This window comes from Devosia sp. (assembly GCF_025809055.1).
GTDB lineage: Bacteria > Pseudomonadota > Alphaproteobacteria > Rhizobiales > Devosiaceae > Devosia.
Genome location: NZ_CP075529.1, coordinates 3297051 through 3313359, shown reverse-complemented (window position 1 = coordinate 3313359; position 16309 = coordinate 3297051). Strand labels below are relative to the sequence as shown.

The following is a 16309-nucleotide window of genomic DNA, read 5'->3' as shown; positions in this document are numbered from 1 at the left end:
CTAGGCCTGATCGTAAGCGCTGAGGAGATTGGGCAGGCAGGCCAGGAGGGCGGTGATCGGTTGTTCGTCGGCCAGTTCCCAGCAGGCGGCCAGCGCGGCATGAGCGGCCGCCCAGCCCAACATGCGCTTGCGCGGGTAACCGAGCCGCTGGCTCAGGATATCGGCGCGCGCGGCAATGCGCTGCGGATCGGCGGCCATGTTGTTGGCCCGGACCGGATTGATGAAGATATTGGCCAGGTCGTAGCTGGGGTCGCCCAGCAGGCCCTTGGGGTCGATGGCCAGCCAGCCCCGATCGGAACTCAGAACATTGTCATGATGCAGATCGCCATGCAGGGGCACCTGCGCGGTGGGGCGGTCGAAGAGCTTGAGGGCAATGCCGGAGGCGCGCGCATAAAGATCGCGGGCCGTATGCGGCCAGGCGCGCACATCGGTATCGAACAGAGGCTGGAAACGCTCGCGCAAAGGCTGCAGTTCGGGCAATTCGCCCTCGCGGGGCCGATGCAGGCTCGCAATCACCGAGGCCAGGGCGATGGTGCCTTCGTCGTCACGCCCGGCCCGCACCGGATCGCCCAGGGTGCCGCCATCGAGCCATTCCATGAAAATGGTATCGCCGTGCATGTCGAAAACGGTGGCGGCGCCATCACCGCCATACCATTGCAGGAGGCGCGAGCCCCTGCCCTCCTCCTCGGCAACGACCGGCTTGAGGATCTTGAGGGCCGCAAAATTGCGGCCGTTCTGCTCGACCCGGAATATCCAGCTGCGCGGCGTTTCCGCCACCGGCGTGGACTTGGTCAGCGACCAGCGGATGAGGGCGCGGCTGAGCGCCGTTTCGACGGGAGACTGATTCATCATGGCGCCATTAGAGCAGAAGCCGGGAAGCGATTCGACGGTTCTGTGGGGAATGGCGCGAGAAGGTGATGAAACTGTGGTGTTGCACGCGCTTATGGACACCAGATGCCGCCGCGCGACGATCCAGTTTGACGGGACAATTTCCGTCGTCGCGCAACCAGACAGCCGGACATGGACCCCGGCCTTCGCCGGGGTGACATTTGCGGTTGGAACGGCATCCGTTCACTTGATTCGGTAGGCGTCCTTGGCGGCCTGGTAGCTGAGGTGCCGGGCGATTTCCTCGGCGGAACGCCTGCTCAGCCGGTTTTCGCCGACCCACCGGCCGAGGAAACCACAGACCTCGCGCCGCCAGACGTCGTGGCGGGCGGGAATGGAAAGCAGTGCGCGGGTATCGTCGTTGAAGCCGGCGAGATTGTAGAAGCCGGCGGTTTCGACAACCTGGTCGAGATAGCGGCGGATGCCCTGCGGGCTATCGTGGAACCACCAGGGCGGGCCGATGAGCAGGCTCGGCCAGAACCCGGCCATGGGCGCCAGCTCGCGCGCATAATTGGTCTCGTCGAGAGTGAACATGATGAGGCGCAGGTTCGGCTCATTGCCGTAGCGCGCCAACAGCGGCTGCAGGCCATCGACATAATTGACGCGGCTGGGAATATCGGCGCCGAGATCGGCGCCCCGCTCGGCCAGAAGCTGCGGATCGGTATTGCGGCGGGCGCCGGCATGCAACTGCATGACCAGGCCATCCTCGACCGCCAGCATGGCCATTTCGGTCATCATCTGTGCGCGGAACAGATCGGCGTCCTCGGGGCTGTATTGGCCGCCCATCAGCCGGTCCAGCAGGGCCTGCTTTTCGACCGGGGCCAGGTCGGCCGTCTGTGCGGTGGGCACGCCGTGGTCGGTGGCGACGGCGCCGAAACGGCGGAAAAATTCGCGGCGCTTGCGATGGGCATTCATCAGCCCGTCCCAGCGGGTCACGTCCTCGCCCGTCAGATCAGCAAATTCGCGGATGCGGTCGATCCAGCCGGCGCGCTCGGGATTGGTCACGTCATCGGGCCGATAGGTGGTGCGCACGCGCCCCAGATAGCCATCGGCCTCCATGGAATGATGGTGCGGCAGGGCATCGAGGGCAAATTCGGTGGTGGTGATCACCTCGACCTTGAAGCGATCAAGCATGGCGCGCGGCAATAGGTCGGGTGTGCCTAATTTGGCATCGATGGCGTCGTAAATGGCGTCGGCGGTGACCGCCGACAGTTCCTCGGTGATGCCGAAGACGGCATGGAGCGAATGATCTACCCAGGTCTTGGAGGGGGTGCCGGCAAAAAGGTGGTAATTGGCGGCAAAGAGGCGCCAGGCAGCGCGGCCGTCGGTCTCGATTTTTCCGCCATCCTTGCGGGGAATGGCCAGCGCATCGTAGCTGATGCCGCGGCTGCGCAGCATGCGCAGTACGTAGTGGTCCGGCGTCAGGAACAGGGCGGTCGGCGTCGAGAACCGCTCGTTCTGCGCAAACCAGGCCGGATCGGTATGGCCGTGGGGGCTGACGATGGGCAGGTCGCGAACCAGGGGATAGAGCTCGCGCGCGATGGACCGCGCCGGTTCGGATGCGGGGAAAAGACGCTCTGGATGCAGATGGGCTGGCTGGGTCATGGCGGCTTTGTGCCATGTTCCGCGCGCCGATTCAATATCTTCCATACAAGATGAGAATGGATGGCATTTGATGCAAATTAACCGCGTTTACAGGCTGTCATTCGGCTTCTCATTGGGCTGGATTATGCTGGTCTCAGGGTGAGAACAGCTCAGTCAAGGCGGCTGCCCGGACACGAACCATCCGAGAGGATGGAGGCTGTGGAGGTTACCTTGGCACTGCTCGATTTCCGCTTCCCCGACAAGACTGCCGCCAGCCCGCTTGGCGCCAATGCGCATGTAAGGCGGGCCCAGATGATGCTGATCGCGGCGAGCCTGGCCAGCGTCGGGGTCATCGTGGTGGCCGGTACATTCCTTTCGCGCATTCTCTAGAAATTTGGTTCAATCCGGCCCCCCGGCAGTTTTGCTGAGAGGCCAGATGGCTTAGTGTCGGCGCCCGAGGGAGAGCCGATGCGCATTCTGCTGGTAGAAGACAATGAAGACCTGGGCGAGGCGATCGAAAAACGCCTGCGCAGCGCCGGTCATTCGGTGGAATGGGTTCGCGATGGCACCGATGTCATTGCCACCGCCCTTGCCGACACCTTCGACGCGGTGGCGCTCGATCTGATGCTGCCCAACCGGGATGGCATCGGCCTGATCGCCGAACTGCGCAAGCGCAAGTTCAGCGCGCCGATCCTGGTGATCACAGCCCGCTCGGAAATCGACGACAAGGTCAGCCTGCTGGACCTGGGCGCGGACGACTACCTGGTCAAGCCGTTCGACCTGCGTGAACTCGAAGCGCGGTTGCGGGCCCTGCTCCGCCGCACCGGCGGGCAGGCTTCGAGCACGGTTGGGGTGGGCAATCTCGAACTCGACCTGGCCGGCCTCAATGCGGCCGTCAATGGCAAGGCGCTCGAACTGGGCCGGCGCGAATTCCGCCTGCTCGAAATCCTGGTGGTTCAGGCCGGCAAGGTGGTGGCCAAGGAACGGCTGATGAACCAGCTGTTCAATTTCGACGAGAACGTCTCGATCAATGCGCTCGAACTCCACATCAGCCGGCTGCGCAAGAAACTGGAAGCCTCCAATGTCGAAATCGGCACGGTGCGCGGGGTCGGCTATGTGGTGCGCGAGCAAGAGTAGCAGACCGTGACGCCTCCGGCCCGCCCGTCCTTTTCGATCCGCCGCCGCATTTTCGTTCTCGCCATGGCCCTGTTGCTGGCAGCATCGGTGGTGCTGATCGTGTTCATCCGCGACTATGCCGAGCGCGCCGCCGACCGCGCCTTCGACCGCCTGCTGGCCGCTTCGGCCTTGACCATTGCCGGCGCCGTGCAGGTGGAAAACGAGGCGGTGGTGGTCGAAATACCCTTTGCCGCCTTCGCCATGTTTTCTGGGCAGGACCGGGTATTCTATGCCGTCGAAGACCCCGATGCGCGCACCGTGACCGGCTATGAGGACCTGGCGGCGCAGATGCCGGAGACGATTTCCGGCGATCCCAGCTTCACTGACGTCAACTATCGCGGCGAAGTGGTTCGGGTCGCCAGCGTCGGGCGCCTGATCTCGACCCCGAGCGATACCGGTTGGGTCACCATCCATGTCGCCGAGACGCAGAACCAGCGCGAGGCGCTGGCCGGGGAAATCCTCTCGAACGCCGTGCTGCCGGTGGTGGCGCTGACGCTGCTCGCCATTGGCCTCGTCTGGTTCGGCATTTCGCGCATGTTCGCGCCGCTGACGGAGCTGGAACATGATCTGAGGGCCCGGGCCCCGGACGATCTGTCGCCGGTGAGTGTGCCGGTGCCGGCCGAGGTCGATCACCTGGTCGCGGCGCTCAACGGTTTCATGGGGCGGCTGCGCAATGCCATGGAGCGGGTGAGTGGCCTCGTGGCCGAGGCCGCCCATGAGGTGCGCACGCCCCTGGCTTCGATGCGAGCGCAGGCCGAAGTGGCCATGGACGAACAGGACCCCGAGGCCTTGCGGCGACGGGTCGGCCGCATCCATGTGCAGGCGGTGCAGGCCAGCCAATTGGTCAGCCAACTGCTCATGGAAGCCACGATTTCGCACCGGCTCGACAACCAGGAAATCGAGACCACGAGCCTCGGCTCGATCATCGAGGACGTCCGCCAGAGGCTCGACCCCGACCAGGCCAGCCGCGTGCACGTCAGCCTGCCGGCAGGATTTTCGCAGCCTTCCGTGCGCGGCGACCGCGTCGCGCTGCGGGAAATGGTGCGCAACCTCGTCGACAATGCGCTGGTCTATTCGGAGGGTCCGGTGGACATAGAAGGATCGGTGCAAGCAACAAGGCTGGTGATGACCGTGAGCGACAGGGGCCCGGGCATCGAGGCAGCGGAAAAGCCGGTGGTCATGGAACGGTTCAAGCGGGGCCGTCAGAGCAGTGGCACGGCCGGATCGGGGCTGGGCCTCTCCATCGTGGCCCGCGTGGTGAGCGCCCATCGCGGCGAGATGGCGCTGAAAGACCGGCCCGGCGGCGGGCTCAGTGTCGAGGTGGCCCTGCCGCAATTACGGCGCCAGGCGGGCGCGCAACCGGCTGCGCTGGTCACGCTGGCGGCGGCGGCAACGCTCGCCATGTTTGGCATGCCCGGCGATGCCCAGGCGCAGATCGTCACCGATTTTCCGGCGCCACAGGCGGACACCGGCCAGGACCTCACCATTCTGGGCACCACCGATACGCCGCTCTTTGCGCCCTTCATCGCGGCCTTCCAGCGGGTACGACCGGATGTCTCGGTGCATTATGAGGAATGGGACTCGCTGCCGCTCTACCGCGGCTATCTCGAGGGCACGCTGGACGTGGCGCCGGACCTGATGATCAGTTCCGCCTCGGACCTGCAGTTGAAACTGGCCAATGATGGCCATGCCCTCGCCTATGACAGCCCCTACCTGCCCGCCCTGCCCGACTGGGCGCATTGGCGCAACGAGGTCTTCGGCTTCACGTTCGAACCGGCCGTCATCATTTACAATCGCGACCTGGTGGCCGACGATGAGGTGCCGCGCACGCACCTGACGCTGGCGGAGCTGCTGGAAACCCAGACCGAGCGCTTTCGCGGCAAGATTGCCACCTATGACATCGGCCTGTCGGGCGTGGGTTACCTGCTGGCGGCGCAGGACCAGACGATTTCCTCGACCTTCTGGCGGCTTGCGACTGCCTTTGGCCGCGTCAATGCGCAGTTTTCTGGCTCCAGCCCGGCCATTCTCAACGGGGTTGCCGATGGCAGCCTGGCGCTGGGCTTCAACGTCCTGGGATCCTATGCCTTTTCTCGCCAGGCCGAGGGCGCGCCGATCGAGATCGTGGTGCCGGACGATTATGTGCTCGTGCTGACCCGCTCCATGCTGATCCCGCGCGACAGCGGCAGCCCGGACCTGGCCCGGGAATTCGTCGACTTTGCCCTTTCGCCGGCGGGCCAGGCGATCGCCGCGGGGCCGGCGGCGCTGGGTGCGGTGGTGCCGGGAACGGAGGGCGAGTGGACGAGCGAAGCCATTGCCGGACGCGGTCGCGGGGTCATCCAGCCCATTCCGCTGGGTCCGGGCCTGTTGGTGGCGCTCGATACGCTGAGGCGCCAGCGGTTTCTCGACACCTGGCAGGAAATCGTCTCGCCCAAATAGCTGGAAGTCATCGCCATGAAAGTCACCCGATCCGGCGCCTGCGGAAACTCGCCGAAAAACGCCTTTGTCGAGGACTTTGCGGTGGACCTGGCGCGGGGCGCCGATCTGTCCGGCAAGCTGGACACGGGCGCAAGCGCGCCCGACTGGCCATGGCCGGAGGCGGTGGCCGTGACCATCCAAGCCGCCATCAGCCACGGCAAGGTCGGCGCGGCGGAGGGATATGTCGAAGTCGACGGCAAGAGGCTGGGCTTCGTCGTGACGCTCCGGTTCACCAATACCAAGGCACAATGCGTTGCCGAGGCGCGGCTCTACAGCGATGCCTAATCGGCATGAGGGGATGACCGCAGGACAAGTTTCGCGCTGAGCGCATGGCTGGGGTGAGCAATCGGCCCCTACCGCAAGCGCAGCCATGGGCCCATCTAGGTGTCATGGAAGCGAGCCGGGATGTCCCCGGGTTCCAAAAAGAGGATTGTCAGATGAGCACCCCCCGCAAGAACAAGTTCTTTGCGACCCTGGATACCTTTGCCACCGTATTCGGCAGCGCTGCTGCCGTGTCGTCGGCAGTTGATGCAGGCCGGGCGCCCAAGGACAAGCACCTCAAGAACCTGGGTATCGACCCCGTCAGCTTCCGCTCGATCGGCAAGATCTGAGCCGCTGGCTCGCAGACCCATTAGAAGTCTGCTGACGGCAGCACGGCCGCCCCTCCCTCGGCCGCGCGCCTGAAGATGATGCCGACCCGAGAAGCCCGGTTGCCGGATTCCCTCCACGGCAACCGGGCTTTTCCTTATCTGCCAAAAAGGGCCCCGGAGTCGATCTCCGGGGGCCCTTTGTCATTCTGCAGTGCAGCGCGGCGATCAGTCCTCGTCTGAGGCCAACTGGTTCAGAACCTGGCCCTTGCCGCGCATGCGCAGGAACAGCGGCAGGCCGACAGCGATGATGGCGACGATGTAGAGCACGATGGAAATGGGCGAGGACACCAGAATGCCCAGTTCGCCCTGGCTGATCGCCAGTGCCCGGCGCAATTGTTGTTCGGCCATGGGACCAAGGATCAGCCCGACCACGACGGGCGCAATGGGGTAGCCAAAGCGGCGCAGCAGATAGCCCAGGATGCCGAACACAAGAAGCAGGACCAGTTCGAAGGAAATGCGCACCGGGCCGATGCCCATGGACATGGCGCCATTGGCCCCCAGCGTGCCGAGGGTGGCGAAGACGAGGATGCCGGCATAGAGCCAATGCTTGGGGATGGTCAGCAGCTTCACCCAGAGGCCGATGAGCGGCAGGTTGAGCACCAGCAGCATCAGATTGGCAACGAGCAGGCTGGCGATCAGGGCCCAGACCAAAGGCGCATTGTTGGCGAATAGCAGCGGGCCGGGTTGCAGGCCGAATTGCTGGAAGCCGGCAAGCATGATCGCCGCCGTCGCCGTCGTCGGCAGGCCCAGCGTCAGCAGGGGCACCAACGTACCGGCGGCGGACGCGTTATTGGCCGCTTCGGGGCCGGCGACACCTTCGATGGCGCCGTGGCCGAACTCTTCCGGCTTCTTGGAAAAGCTCTTTTCGGCGCTATAGCTGAGGAAGCTGGCCACGTCGGCGCCGCCGGCCGGCATGGCGCCGATGGGGAAGCCGATGAAGGTACCACGCAGCCAGGCGGCCCATGAGCGGCGCCAGTCGTCGATGGTCATCCACACCGAGCCTTTGACCGCCATGACCTGGGCCGCGACCTGTTCACGATCCGAGGCGGTCTTGAGCGTTTCGCCGATGGCGAACAGGGCAACGGCGAGAGTAGTGACCTCGATGCCGTCGAGCAGGTCCATGACCCCGAAGGCCAGGCGCGTCTGCCCGGTCTGCAGGTCGATGCCGATGAGCCCCAGGCCCAGGCCGATGAACAGCGCGGTCAGCCCGCGCAGGGCAGAGTCGCCAAAAGCGGCGGAGACGGTGACAAAGGCCAGCACCATCAGCGCGAAATAATCCCATGGCCCGAAGGACAGGGCGAACTTGACCACGAAAGGCGCGATGAAGGCGAGACCAAGCGTTGCCAGGAGCCCGGCGACGAATGAGCCGATGGCCGCGGTGGCCAAAGCCGGTCCGCCCCTGCCCTTCCGGGCCATCTTGTTGCCCTCGAGCGCGGTGACGATGGAAGCGCTTTCGCCCGGCGTGTTGAGCAGGATGGAGGTGGTCGAGCCGCCATACATGCCGCCATAATAGATGCCGGCAAACATGATCAGCGAGCCGGCCGGATCGAGCTTGTAGGTCACTGGCAGCAGCAGGGCCACGGTCAGCGCCGGGCCGATGCCGGGCAGCACGCCGACCGCAGTGCCCAGGGTCACGCCGATCAGCGCATAGATGAGATTGTGCCATTGCAGGGCGGCAAGCAGGCCCTGGGCCAGGAGTTCGAACGTATTCATCCGCCGAAGCTCCCGGTGGTCAGCAGGTTTTCGAGCGGTCCGGCCGGCAGGGACAATTGCAGCCCCTTGGCGAAGATGAACCAGACGATGAAGGAAAAGACGACGCCGATGGGAATGGTCTGCCAGAGCGGACCGCGACCAAAGCCCCTTGCCGTCAGGGCAAAAAGCACGCCGGTGGCTATGGAAAAGCCGGCCGTGGACAGGAGCAGGATCTGCGCCACGAGGCCGCCGACGATCCAGAAAATGGGCTGGTAGTCATCGCGGCTACGCACGGGAAAGCCATTGCGCAGGGCCGACACAACCGTGCCGATTGCCAAGAGCAGCAGCCCGCTCGCCACGACATAGGGGAAGACCGTGGGGCCGACGCGCTGCTGCACCGGCGGCACGCGCATCTGGCTGGTCTGCCAGAAAATGATGATTGCGAGCCCCGCCAGTATGGCCGCTATGACAAGCGCCGCCCCATCGGGGCGGCGCTCTGGCGTGGAGGAGCCATTTGTCATTGAACGAGGCCGATATCTTTCAGAATGGCCTCGGTAGCGGCCTTGTCGGCATCGAGCTGGGTCGCGAAGGCATCGCCGTCGAGATAGGTATCGACCCAACCACGGCTTTCAAGCGCAGCCTGCCAGGTGGCGGACTCGGCCATGGCCTTGACGTCGGCGGTGATGGCGGCCTTCTGCTCATCGGTGATGCCGGGAGCGGCGGCAACCATGCGCCAGTTCTGCACGGCCACATCGACACCGGCTTCCATCAGGGTCGGGGCGTCGAAGCCCGGCACGCGGGTGTCGGTGGAAACTGCCAGCAGGCGCAGCTCGCCCGCTTCGATCTGGCTGGCAAATTCGCTGACGCCCGACAGGCCAACGGTCACCTGACCGCCGAGGATGGCGGCAAGCGCCTCGCCACCGCCCGAATAGGCGATGTAGTTGACCTGGGTCGGATCGACCCCGACAGCCTTGGCGATCAGGCCGGCAGCAATGTGGTCGACACCACCGGCGGAACCGCCAGCCCAGGCAACAGCGCCCGGATCGGCCTTGAGCTTGGCGACCAGATCGTCAACCGACTGGATGTCGGAGGCGGCCGGCACGACCAGCGCCACCGCTTCACCGGTGAGGCGGGCGATGGGGGTGACGTTGTCGAGGGTCACCGGAGATGCGTTGGTGAGAATGGCGCCTACCATCACATAGCCACCCACGATCAGGGCATTGGCATTGCCATTGTCCTGCGTGGCGAACTGGGCAAGGCCGATCGTGCCACCGGCGCCGGGAACATTGGTCACCTGCACATTGCCGGAAATGCCTTCAGCGGTGAAAGCTTCCTGCATGGTGCGGGCTGTCTGGTCCCAGCCGCCGCCGGGCGATGCCGGAGCCATGATGGTGTAATCCGCAGCAAAGGCGGAAACGGAAAATGCGCCGGAAACCAGCGCGGCGACGAAAAGCTTGTTCATAGTTCCTCCCAGAAACAAGGCGAACGACGTTGCGTCCGTAACAGCAAGCTTAGGCTTGGTTTCTGTCACTGTCCTGTCAGCCGAGGTTAGGCCCGCTTCGACTTTGGTGCAATCGGGCACGCAAAGGCGGTCGGCACTGATCGAAGCTGGAAATGGAGGAAATGAGTGGTGCCCAGAGCCGGAATCGAACCAGCGACACGCGGATTTTCAATCCGCTGCTCTACCAACTGAGCTATCTGGGCATCAGGGCCGGTGCGGTGGGGCCGCGAGCCACGGGCCTTATAGGGGAACGGTTTTTGCCGCGCAAGCGCGAAAACGCCGTGTGGATAAAGAGATGGCCGGGGCGGCGCTCAGGCCTGATCCTCGTCATCGGCGGCGGGTTCGTCGTCCCGGGCGGGGATGACATAGGTGCCCGAGAGCCAGCGGTTGAGATCGATATCGGCGCAGCGCTTCGAGCAGAAGGGCTTGAAGGCCTCGAGGGCAGGCTTGCCGCAGATCGGGCACTTTTTCGGCGGCTCGGCGGCCATCAGACGCCCGACAGGCTCGACTGATTGAGCCAGTTGAAGTGCACGGGATAGTTTTCGCCGGCGAGGAGCTGGGTGGTTTCGAGCAGAGGCAGGCCGACAACGGCAGAATAGGAGCCGACAAGCTTGACCACGAAGGCGCCGGCAATGCCCTGGATGGCGTAGCCACCCGCCTTGTCGCGCCATTCGGCGCTGGCGAGATAGGCCTCCATCTCCTTGTTGGAGAGCCGCTTGAAGCGGATGCGTGTTTCCACCAGGCGGTGGCGCTTGGCCCCGGACGGGGTGATGAGCGTCAGCCCGGTATAGACCCGGTGGGCGCGGCCCGAAAGCATGCGCAGGCAGTCGGTCGCCTCTTCCATGGTCTCGGCCTTGGGCAGCACCCGGCGCCCCACGGCAACCACCGTGTCGGCGGCGAGCACCAGCGCATTGTTGCCGAAACCGGCCGTGCTGGCCTTGTGGCGGGCCGTGATGGCCTTGAGCTCGGAAAGGCGCTGCGCCAGCTTGCGCGGCAGCTCGCCCTTTTCGGGGGTTTCATCGACATCGGCCGGCACCAGATGTTCGGGCTCGATGCCGATCTGGTTCAGCAGCGCAAGGCGGCGCGGCGAAGCGGAGGCCAGGATGAGATCAGGACGGCCGGCCATTCATCGTGCTCCGTAAAAAGGGAACGGCCCTGCGCATGGCTGCGGGCGTTTGTCGCGCAAAACGGTCCAGCGGACCGCTTCGCCAAACCTCACTTGAAGCGATAGGTGATGCGACCCTTGGTCAGGTCATAGGGGGTCATTTCGCACAAGACCTTGTCGCCAGCCAGAACGCGGATGCGGTTCTTGCGCATGCGGCCGGCTGTGTGGGCGATGATCTCATGGTCATTTTCGAGCTTCACGCGGAAGGTCGCGTTGGGAAGCAATTCGGTGACCACGCCCGGAAATTCGAGCACTTCTTCCTTGGCCATACTTTCTCCTGAGAAGGCCCCATGCGCCATTGTTGGCTGGCCGGGGCCGCAAAATCGGGCGGAACCTACTTCAATTCATTGGTTTTGTGAACCACTTGCGATCAAAGGCTCCAAACGCGTCCGCACGCGCTTGCGCAGGCTGTCCCTGAGGTCGCGATAGGCATTGAGAACCACGTCGCGGCTACCCTCGACCAGCGAGGGATCCTCGACCGTCCATTGTTCGAGGGCGCCCATTTCCAGATCCTTCTTGCGCACGGCATCGGGCGCATCCTCGGACAGGGTAATGACGAGATCGAAATGGTTGGCGACCAGTTCGTCCAGGATATGGGGCGTATGCACGCTCATATCAATGCCGACCTCTTCCATGACTTCATGCACGAACTGGTCGGCCTTGCCGCCATTGACGCCCACCGAGCGGGCGATGATCCGGCCGGGAAAGGCCTGGCGGGCCAGCGCGGCGGCAATCGGCGAGCGCACCGAATTCATCGAGCAGACGAACAGCACAGTGGGCAATTCGCTGGTCGCCTCGTCGATGCGGCTGGCATAGGGCTGGACAGCGCAGATGAGGGTGAACAGCCGCCGGGCGGTATTGAGATCGAGGACGATCTTGTTGTCGAGGCGCGTGCGCAGCAGTTCGGCAGCATCGTTGTGCATGCCGCGCCGGGCCATGTCGACGGTTTCGATCTGGAACGGCTGGGCCGAGCGGATGGCTTCGTAATAGGCGTCGCGAATGCGGAAATAATCGCGGATGAGCCGGCGGAACGGGGTCAGCGACAGGTAGTGCGCGGCGATGGGCTGGAAGGTTTCCGGATTGCGCACATCGAGGAGGATGTAATTGCCGATGATGGAAATGTGCAGGGCATAGGGGCCCTCGACGCTGACCCTGGCCGGCTTGAACGTATTGTCCTCGAGCAGGTCATAGATGGCGATGCGCCATTCGTGCACCTCGTCGGGATTGATCGAGGTGATGGTATTGGGATCGAGCGTAACGGTGACCAGCCTGTCTTTGCCGGCAGCCGGTTTGTCCGTTCCCATGGCCAGGCTCACCGGTTGAGCCTGATGGAAATCGAGCGGCCGTGGCCATCGAGCCCTTCGACACCGGCAATGGTCACCGCGGGGTCAGCCAATGCCGCCAGCGATGAGGGCGTGCAGCCCAGAAGCGAGGTGCGCTTCATGAAGTCGAGCACACCCAGGCCCGAGGCGAAGCGGGCCGAGCGGGCCGTCGGCAGCACATGGTTGGAACCGCCCACATAGTCGCCGATGGCTTCGGGCGTGTGATGCCCGAGAAAGATCGCACCGGCATGGCGGATGGCGGGCAGCAGCGCCTGCGGATCGTCGAGCGCCAGTTCCACGTGCTCGGAGGCGATACGATTGGCCAGCCCGGCCGCCTGGTCGAGGTCGGCCACGGTGATCACCGCTCCGAACTCGTCCCAACCCTCGCGGGCAATGGCCTGCTTGGGCAGAAGCGAGAGTTGGCGGTCGACCTCGGCCTCGACAGCATCGGCAAGACGCGGTTCGGTGGTGACGAGGATAGACTGGGCCCCTGCCCCGTGTTCGGCCTGAGCGATAAGATCGGCGGCGATCCAGGCGGGATTGGCCGACTGATCGGCGATTACCAGCACTTCGGACGGCCCGGCGATCATGTCGATGCCAACCTGGCCGAACACCTGCCGCTTGGCGGCGGCCACATAGGCATTGCCGGGTCCGACGACCTTGTCCACGCGCGCAATGCTCGCGGTGCCATAGGCCAGCGCGGCCACGGCCTGGGCCCCGCCGATCCGGTAGATTTCGGTAATGCCGGCAATCTCCGCCGCGGCCAGAATGGCCGGATTGATCTCGCCATTGGGCGTCGGCACGACCATGGCGATGCGCCTGACGCCGGCAACCCGGGCCGGCACGGCATTCATCAGCACCGATGACGGATAGGAGGCCAGCCCGCCCGGCACGTAGATGCCGACGGCATCGACCGCGGTCCAGCGCGAGCCCAGCGTTACCCCAAGGTCATCGGTATAGACGTGATCCTCAGGCTTCTGCTTTTCGTGGTGCGACTTGATGCGGTCATGCGCCGTCTGCAAGGCGCTGCGGATCGCCCCGGGGACGCTGGCAGCGGCAGCGGCAATCTCGGCGCGGTCGAAAGCCAGCGTGTCGGCGGTGACACCGGCGCGGTCAAAGCCATTGGTAAGTTCGGCAACGGCCACGTCGCCCCGGGCGCGCACGTCGGCAATGATGCCGGCAACGGTGTCGCCCACATCCTTGCTGGCTTCACGCTTGCCGCCGAGCAGGTCGGAAAAGCGCTGTTCGAAATCGGGGTCGGTCGTATCGAGGCGAAAAGGCATGGGCGAGTTCAGTCCAGATCGTGGGCCGGCTTGGCCGAAGCGGCCCAGGCCGCGCCGAGGTCGGCAAGCCGGGCTTCGAGATAATCGACAGTGAGCCGGATGGTGCCGCCGCCGGCAAAACGCAGCTCCACAGTACCCGAGGGCGCGTCGGCGAGCTGGAAATTGACTGCAAGCAGAGACAGCACGCCTTCGGGCGCGGCCGGATCGAAGCCGGAAAACGCCACATGGCTCACGCCATCGAAATGCAGCGCGGCCCGCTTGCGCAGGCCCTTGTCGCGCGGGTTGCCGTCCCTGGACCAGTCGAACCGGTTCATCAGCATGGCAAAGCGCCGGTCGGCACGGGCATAACCCATGTCGGCCGTGCGGATCACCGCATCCTGCACATGGGCGGAGACAACTTCGAGGTCTTCGGGATCAAGCGCGATGAGCTTGAGATCGGTCATGGAATGGCCCTTTTGGGGTGGAGGTCACCGTATCTGGTCACGCCCGTCCCGATCTACAAGTTTGCGGCCATGGGGGCAATGCGGACGTGCGAAAGTATCGGCGGCCGTCCCGGCGCGGATCGGGCCACGACCTCTTCCGTCGACAGGCTCAGGATGAGGTCTGCTGACACACTGAGCGCATGGCAGACCTCATGGGGAGCTTGTCGAACCACGAGGTCGTGGCACGACAGGGCTTCTCGGGATCAACCGGCTACGCGTTCAATCTCGGCGCCACAGCGGGAGAGCTTTTCCTCCAGCCGCTCGAAACCGCGATCGAGGTGATAGATGCGGTTGACCACGGTTTCGCCCTTGGCGGCGAGACCGGCAATGACCAGCGAGACCGAGGCCCGCAGATCGGTGGCCATGACCTGGGCTCCCTTGAGCTGGGATTTGCCGCGAATGGTGGCCAATTGCCCATCGACCATGATGTCGGCACCAAAGCGGGCCAGCTCGGCCACATGCATATAGCGGTTCTCGAAAATGGTCTCGCGGATATGGCTGGTGCCCGAGCTCATGGTCATCAGCGCCATGAACTGGGCCTGCAGATCCGTTGGGAAGCCGGGGAACGGATCGGTTTCCACATCGACAGGCTGGATGCCATTGCCGTTGCGGCGCACGCGCAGGCCATTGGCTTCCTGCGAGAGTTCCGTCCCCGTCGAGGCCAGGATATCGAGCGCCGCCTGCAGGTGGTCCGGCCGGGCGCCCTTGAGCAGCACGTCGCCGCCGGTCATGGCCGCAGCCATGGCAAAGGTGCCGGTTTCGATGCGGTCGGGGATCACCTCGACGGTGGCGCCATGCAGGCGCTCGACGCCTTCGATGGTCAGCGTGCGCGTACCGATGCCGGAAATTTTCGCGCCCATGGCAACGAGGCATTCGGCGACATTGGTGATCTCGGGCTCCTGCGCCGCATTCTCGATCACAGTGGTGCCCCGGGCCAGGGTCGCGGCCATGAGGATGGTATGGGTGGCGCCAACGGACACTTTTGGAAAGTTGATATGCGCGCCGATGAGGCCGCCCTTGGGGGCGCGGGCGACAACATAGCCCTCGTCGATGTCGATTTCGGCGCCGAGTGCCTTGAGGCCATGAAGGAAGAGATCGACGGGCCTTGTGCCGATGGCGCAGCCGCCAGGCAGCGAGACCCGGGCTTCATGGCAGCGGGCCAGCAGGGGCCCGATGACCCAGAAGCTGGCGCGCATCTTGGAGACCAGTTCATAGGGCGCGGTGGTGTCCACGATATCGGCGGCGTGGAAGGTCATGCGCTGGCCGACGCCCTCTTCCTCGCCGCGCCGGCGGCCATGCACGGCGATATCGACGCCGTGGTTTTCGAGAATCCGCTCGAGCTGCTTGACGTCGGCCAGGCGCGGTACATTGGTCAGCACCAGCGGCTCTTCGGTCAAAAGGGCGGCGATCATCAGGGGCAAAGCGGCATTCTTGGCGCCGGAGATCGGGATTTCACCACGAAGCTCATTGCCGCCGACAAGACGAATACGATCCATAAAAGGCGTTCCTCAATAGGGGCCCATTGGCCCTTCTACCTGAATTGGGGAGGTAGGCGAGGTCTTCGGTGCCACGTAAGCCAGACCAGCCGCACTCTGCGAAAGGGTGACGACGATAGAATCGCCCGGAAATGGTTTACGGTTTCTTGTCCGTGTCCGTTCCGGGGGCCGTTTCGGCAGCAGAATCGCGCGGAACGGCACGCGACCTCATCTGCTCCTTGCGGCGCTTGAGGTTTTCGCGAAGCTTTGCGGCTAATCTTTGCTCACGCAAAGCTGCCTGTTCCGATTTGCCCATTGCCGTCCGGCCTATCGAGTCGATGGGCGCTTGATAGGCTGTTTTTGGCCTTGCGTCGAGGGAGGCACTATGGCAAAGGAGCCTCCGTTGCCGCGCCGCCCGGGCGCATCGCACCCAATTTGCTGCCGTAGCTCAGTGGTAGAGCACTCCCTTGGTAAGGGAGAGGCCGACAGTTCAATCCTGTCCGGCAGCACCAGTTTTCCCACAGAATGGTTGGCCCGGTTGCGTTGTGCATCGACAAAGCCTTACAGGCTCGTCGACAGCATGGACGCAATCGCCAGTTGCGGCATCCGCATTCTACTG

17 protein-coding genes, 2 tRNA genes and 1 pseudogene are annotated in these 16309 nt (G+C 64.4%); 6 read left to right on the top strand and 14 right to left on the bottom strand.

The window, feature by feature from the left end:
* A complete protein-coding gene (locus KIT02_RS16285; protein WP_297580110.1) occupies positions 1 to 852 on the bottom strand; it encodes an aminoglycoside phosphotransferase family protein in 852 nt (283 codons plus the stop codon).
* Between the two features lie 219 nt (positions 853 to 1071).
* Positions 1072 to 2490: a glucuronate isomerase gene (gene uxaC / locus KIT02_RS16280; RefSeq protein ID WP_297580108.1), complete on the bottom strand. Its 1419-nt coding sequence runs from the start codon at positions 2488 to 2490 to the stop codon at positions 1072 to 1074.
* A 210-nt stretch (positions 2491 to 2700) separates the two neighbouring features.
* Between uxaC and KIT02_RS16275 the strand changes: the two genes are divergently transcribed.
* The 5 genes from KIT02_RS16275 to KIT02_RS16255 all read left to right on the top strand — a co-directional run bounded on the left by KIT02_RS16275 (position 2701) and on the right by KIT02_RS16255 (position 6731).
* Entirely contained in the window at positions 2701 to 2859 is a 159-nt protein-coding gene (locus tag KIT02_RS16275) for a hypothetical protein (RefSeq protein ID WP_297580106.1), read from the top strand.
* Between the two features lie 78 nt (positions 2860 to 2937).
* On the top strand, positions 2938 to 3606 hold the full coding sequence (locus tag KIT02_RS16270) for a response regulator transcription factor (protein ID WP_297580104.1): 669 nt from the start codon (positions 2938 to 2940) through the stop codon (positions 3604 to 3606).
* 6 nt (positions 3607 to 3612) lie between these two features.
* The gene (locus tag KIT02_RS16265; RefSeq protein ID WP_297580102.1) at positions 3613 to 6081 is read left to right on the top strand and encodes an extracellular solute-binding protein; all 2469 of its coding nucleotides are present in this window, start codon (positions 3613 to 3615) and stop codon (positions 6079 to 6081) included.
* A 15-nt stretch (positions 6082 to 6096) separates the two neighbouring features.
* A complete protein-coding gene (locus tag KIT02_RS16260; protein WP_297580100.1) occupies positions 6097 to 6405 on the top strand; it encodes a hypothetical protein in 309 nt (102 codons plus the stop codon).
* 152 nt (positions 6406 to 6557) lie between these two features.
* On the top strand, positions 6558 to 6731 hold the full coding sequence (locus KIT02_RS16255) for a hypothetical protein (RefSeq protein ID WP_297580098.1): 174 nt from the start codon (positions 6558 to 6560) through the stop codon (positions 6729 to 6731).
* 204 nt (positions 6732 to 6935) lie between these two features.
* On the opposite strand, the gene KIT02_RS16250 is transcribed toward KIT02_RS16255, so the two are convergent.
* The 12 genes and pseudogenes from KIT02_RS16250 to murA all read right to left on the bottom strand — a co-directional run bounded on the left by KIT02_RS16250 (position 6936) and on the right by murA (position 15711).
* Positions 6936 to 8483, bottom strand: coding sequence for a tripartite tricarboxylate transporter permease (locus tag KIT02_RS16250; protein ID WP_297580095.1), 1548 nt, complete (start codon positions 8481 to 8483; stop codon positions 6936 to 6938).
* Positions 8480 to 8983: a tripartite tricarboxylate transporter TctB family protein gene (locus tag KIT02_RS16245; protein ID WP_297580093.1), complete on the bottom strand. Its 504-nt coding sequence runs from the start codon at positions 8981 to 8983 to the stop codon at positions 8480 to 8482. The genes KIT02_RS16250 and KIT02_RS16245 overlap by 4 nt, the downstream gene beginning before the upstream one ends.
* Entirely contained in the window at positions 8980 to 9924 is a 945-nt protein-coding gene (locus KIT02_RS16240; protein WP_297580088.1) for a tripartite tricarboxylate transporter substrate binding protein, read from the bottom strand. Before KIT02_RS16240 ends, KIT02_RS16245 begins: the two co-directional genes overlap by 4 nt.
* A gap of 166 nt (positions 9925 to 10090) precedes the next feature.
* Positions 10091 to 10166 (bottom strand) — tRNA-Phe (locus KIT02_RS16235).
* 108 nt (positions 10167 to 10274) lie between these two features.
* The gene (yacG, locus tag KIT02_RS16230) at positions 10275 to 10451 is read right to left on the bottom strand and encodes a DNA gyrase inhibitor YacG (RefSeq protein WP_297580082.1); all 177 of its coding nucleotides are present in this window, start codon (positions 10449 to 10451) and stop codon (positions 10275 to 10277) included.
* The gene (locus KIT02_RS16225) at positions 10451 to 11089 is read right to left on the bottom strand and encodes a Maf-like protein (RefSeq protein ID WP_297580079.1); all 639 of its coding nucleotides are present in this window, start codon (positions 11087 to 11089) and stop codon (positions 10451 to 10453) included. Before KIT02_RS16225 ends, yacG begins: the two co-directional genes overlap by 1 nt.
* Positions 11090 to 11178: 89 nt before the next feature.
* A complete protein-coding gene (infA, locus tag KIT02_RS16220) occupies positions 11179 to 11397 on the bottom strand; it encodes a translation initiation factor IF-1 (RefSeq protein ID WP_046103343.1) in 219 nt (72 codons plus the stop codon).
* Positions 11398 to 11472: 75 nt separating this feature from the next.
* Complete coding sequence (locus KIT02_RS16215; RefSeq protein WP_297585375.1) at positions 11473 to 11901, bottom strand: hypothetical protein; 429 nt, start codon at positions 11899 to 11901, stop codon at positions 11473 to 11475.
* 57 nt (positions 11902 to 11958) lie between these two features.
* Positions 11959 to 12432, bottom strand: a pseudogene (locus tag KIT02_RS16210) (UPF0262 family protein); the annotation flags it as partial.
* A gap of 8 nt (positions 12433 to 12440) precedes the next feature.
* Positions 12441 to 13733, bottom strand: a complete 1293-nt coding sequence (gene hisD, locus KIT02_RS16205) for a histidinol dehydrogenase (RefSeq protein WP_297580064.1) — start codon at positions 13731 to 13733, stop codon at positions 12441 to 12443.
* 8 nt (positions 13734 to 13741) lie between these two features.
* Entirely contained in the window at positions 13742 to 14176 is a 435-nt protein-coding gene (locus tag KIT02_RS16200) for a DUF2948 family protein (RefSeq protein ID WP_297580061.1), read from the bottom strand.
* A 242-nt stretch (positions 14177 to 14418) separates the two neighbouring features.
* Positions 14419 to 15711 carry a UDP-N-acetylglucosamine 1-carboxyvinyltransferase gene (murA, locus tag KIT02_RS16195; protein WP_297580058.1) on the bottom strand — a complete coding sequence of 431 codons (1293 nt, stop codon included), beginning with the start codon at positions 15709 to 15711 and terminating at the stop codon, positions 14419 to 14421.
* A 416-nt stretch (positions 15712 to 16127) separates the two neighbouring features.
* Here murA and KIT02_RS16190 point away from each other — a divergent pair.
* Positions 16128 to 16202: transfer RNA gene (locus KIT02_RS16190), tRNA-Thr, on the top strand.
* Positions 16203 to 16309: the final 107 nt, after the last annotated feature.

Bases quoted from the DNA above. Each gene is read 5' to 3' on its own strand.
- KIT02_RS16285 (WP_297580110.1), bottom strand. From the start codon at position 852: ATGATGAATCAGTCTCCCGTCGAAACGGCGCTCAGCCGCGCCCTCATC.
- uxaC (WP_297580108.1), bottom strand. From the start codon at position 2,490: ATGACCCAGCCAGCCCATCTGCATCCAGAGCGTCTTTTCCCCGCATCC.
- KIT02_RS16270 (WP_297580104.1), top strand. From the start codon at position 2,938: ATGCGCATTCTGCTGGTAGAAGACAATGAAGACCTGGGCGAGGCGATC.
- KIT02_RS16260 (WP_297580100.1), top strand. From the start codon at position 6,097: ATGAAAGTCACCCGATCCGGCGCCTGCGGAAACTCGCCGAAAAACGCC.
- KIT02_RS16255 (WP_297580098.1), top strand. From the start codon at position 6,558: ATGAGCACCCCCCGCAAGAACAAGTTCTTTGCGACCCTGGATACCTTT.
- KIT02_RS16250 (WP_297580095.1), bottom strand. From the start codon at position 8,483: ATGAATACGTTCGAACTCCTGGCCCAGGGCCTGCTTGCCGCCCTGCAA.
- KIT02_RS16245 (WP_297580093.1), bottom strand. From the start codon at position 8,983: ATGACAAATGGCTCCTCCACGCCAGAGCGCCGCCCCGATGGGGCGGCG.
- KIT02_RS16240 (WP_297580088.1), bottom strand. From the start codon at position 9,924: ATGAACAAGCTTTTCGTCGCCGCGCTGGTTTCCGGCGCATTTTCCGTT.
- yacG (WP_297580082.1), bottom strand. From the start codon at position 10,451: ATGGCCGCCGAGCCGCCGAAAAAGTGCCCGATCTGCGGCAAGCCTGCC.
- KIT02_RS16225 (WP_297580079.1), bottom strand. From the start codon at position 11,089: ATGGCCGGCCGTCCTGATCTCATCCTGGCCTCCGCTTCGCCGCGCCGC.
- infA (WP_046103343.1), bottom strand. From the start codon at position 11,397: ATGGCCAAGGAAGAAGTGCTCGAATTTCCGGGCGTGGTCACCGAATTG.
- hisD (WP_297580064.1), bottom strand. From the start codon at position 13,733: ATGCCTTTTCGCCTCGATACGACCGACCCCGATTTCGAACAGCGCTTT.
- KIT02_RS16200 (WP_297580061.1), bottom strand. From the start codon at position 14,176: ATGACCGATCTCAAGCTCATCGCGCTTGATCCCGAAGACCTCGAAGTT.
- murA (WP_297580058.1), bottom strand. From the start codon at position 15,711: ATGGATCGTATTCGTCTTGTCGGCGGCAATGAGCTTCGTGGTGAAATC.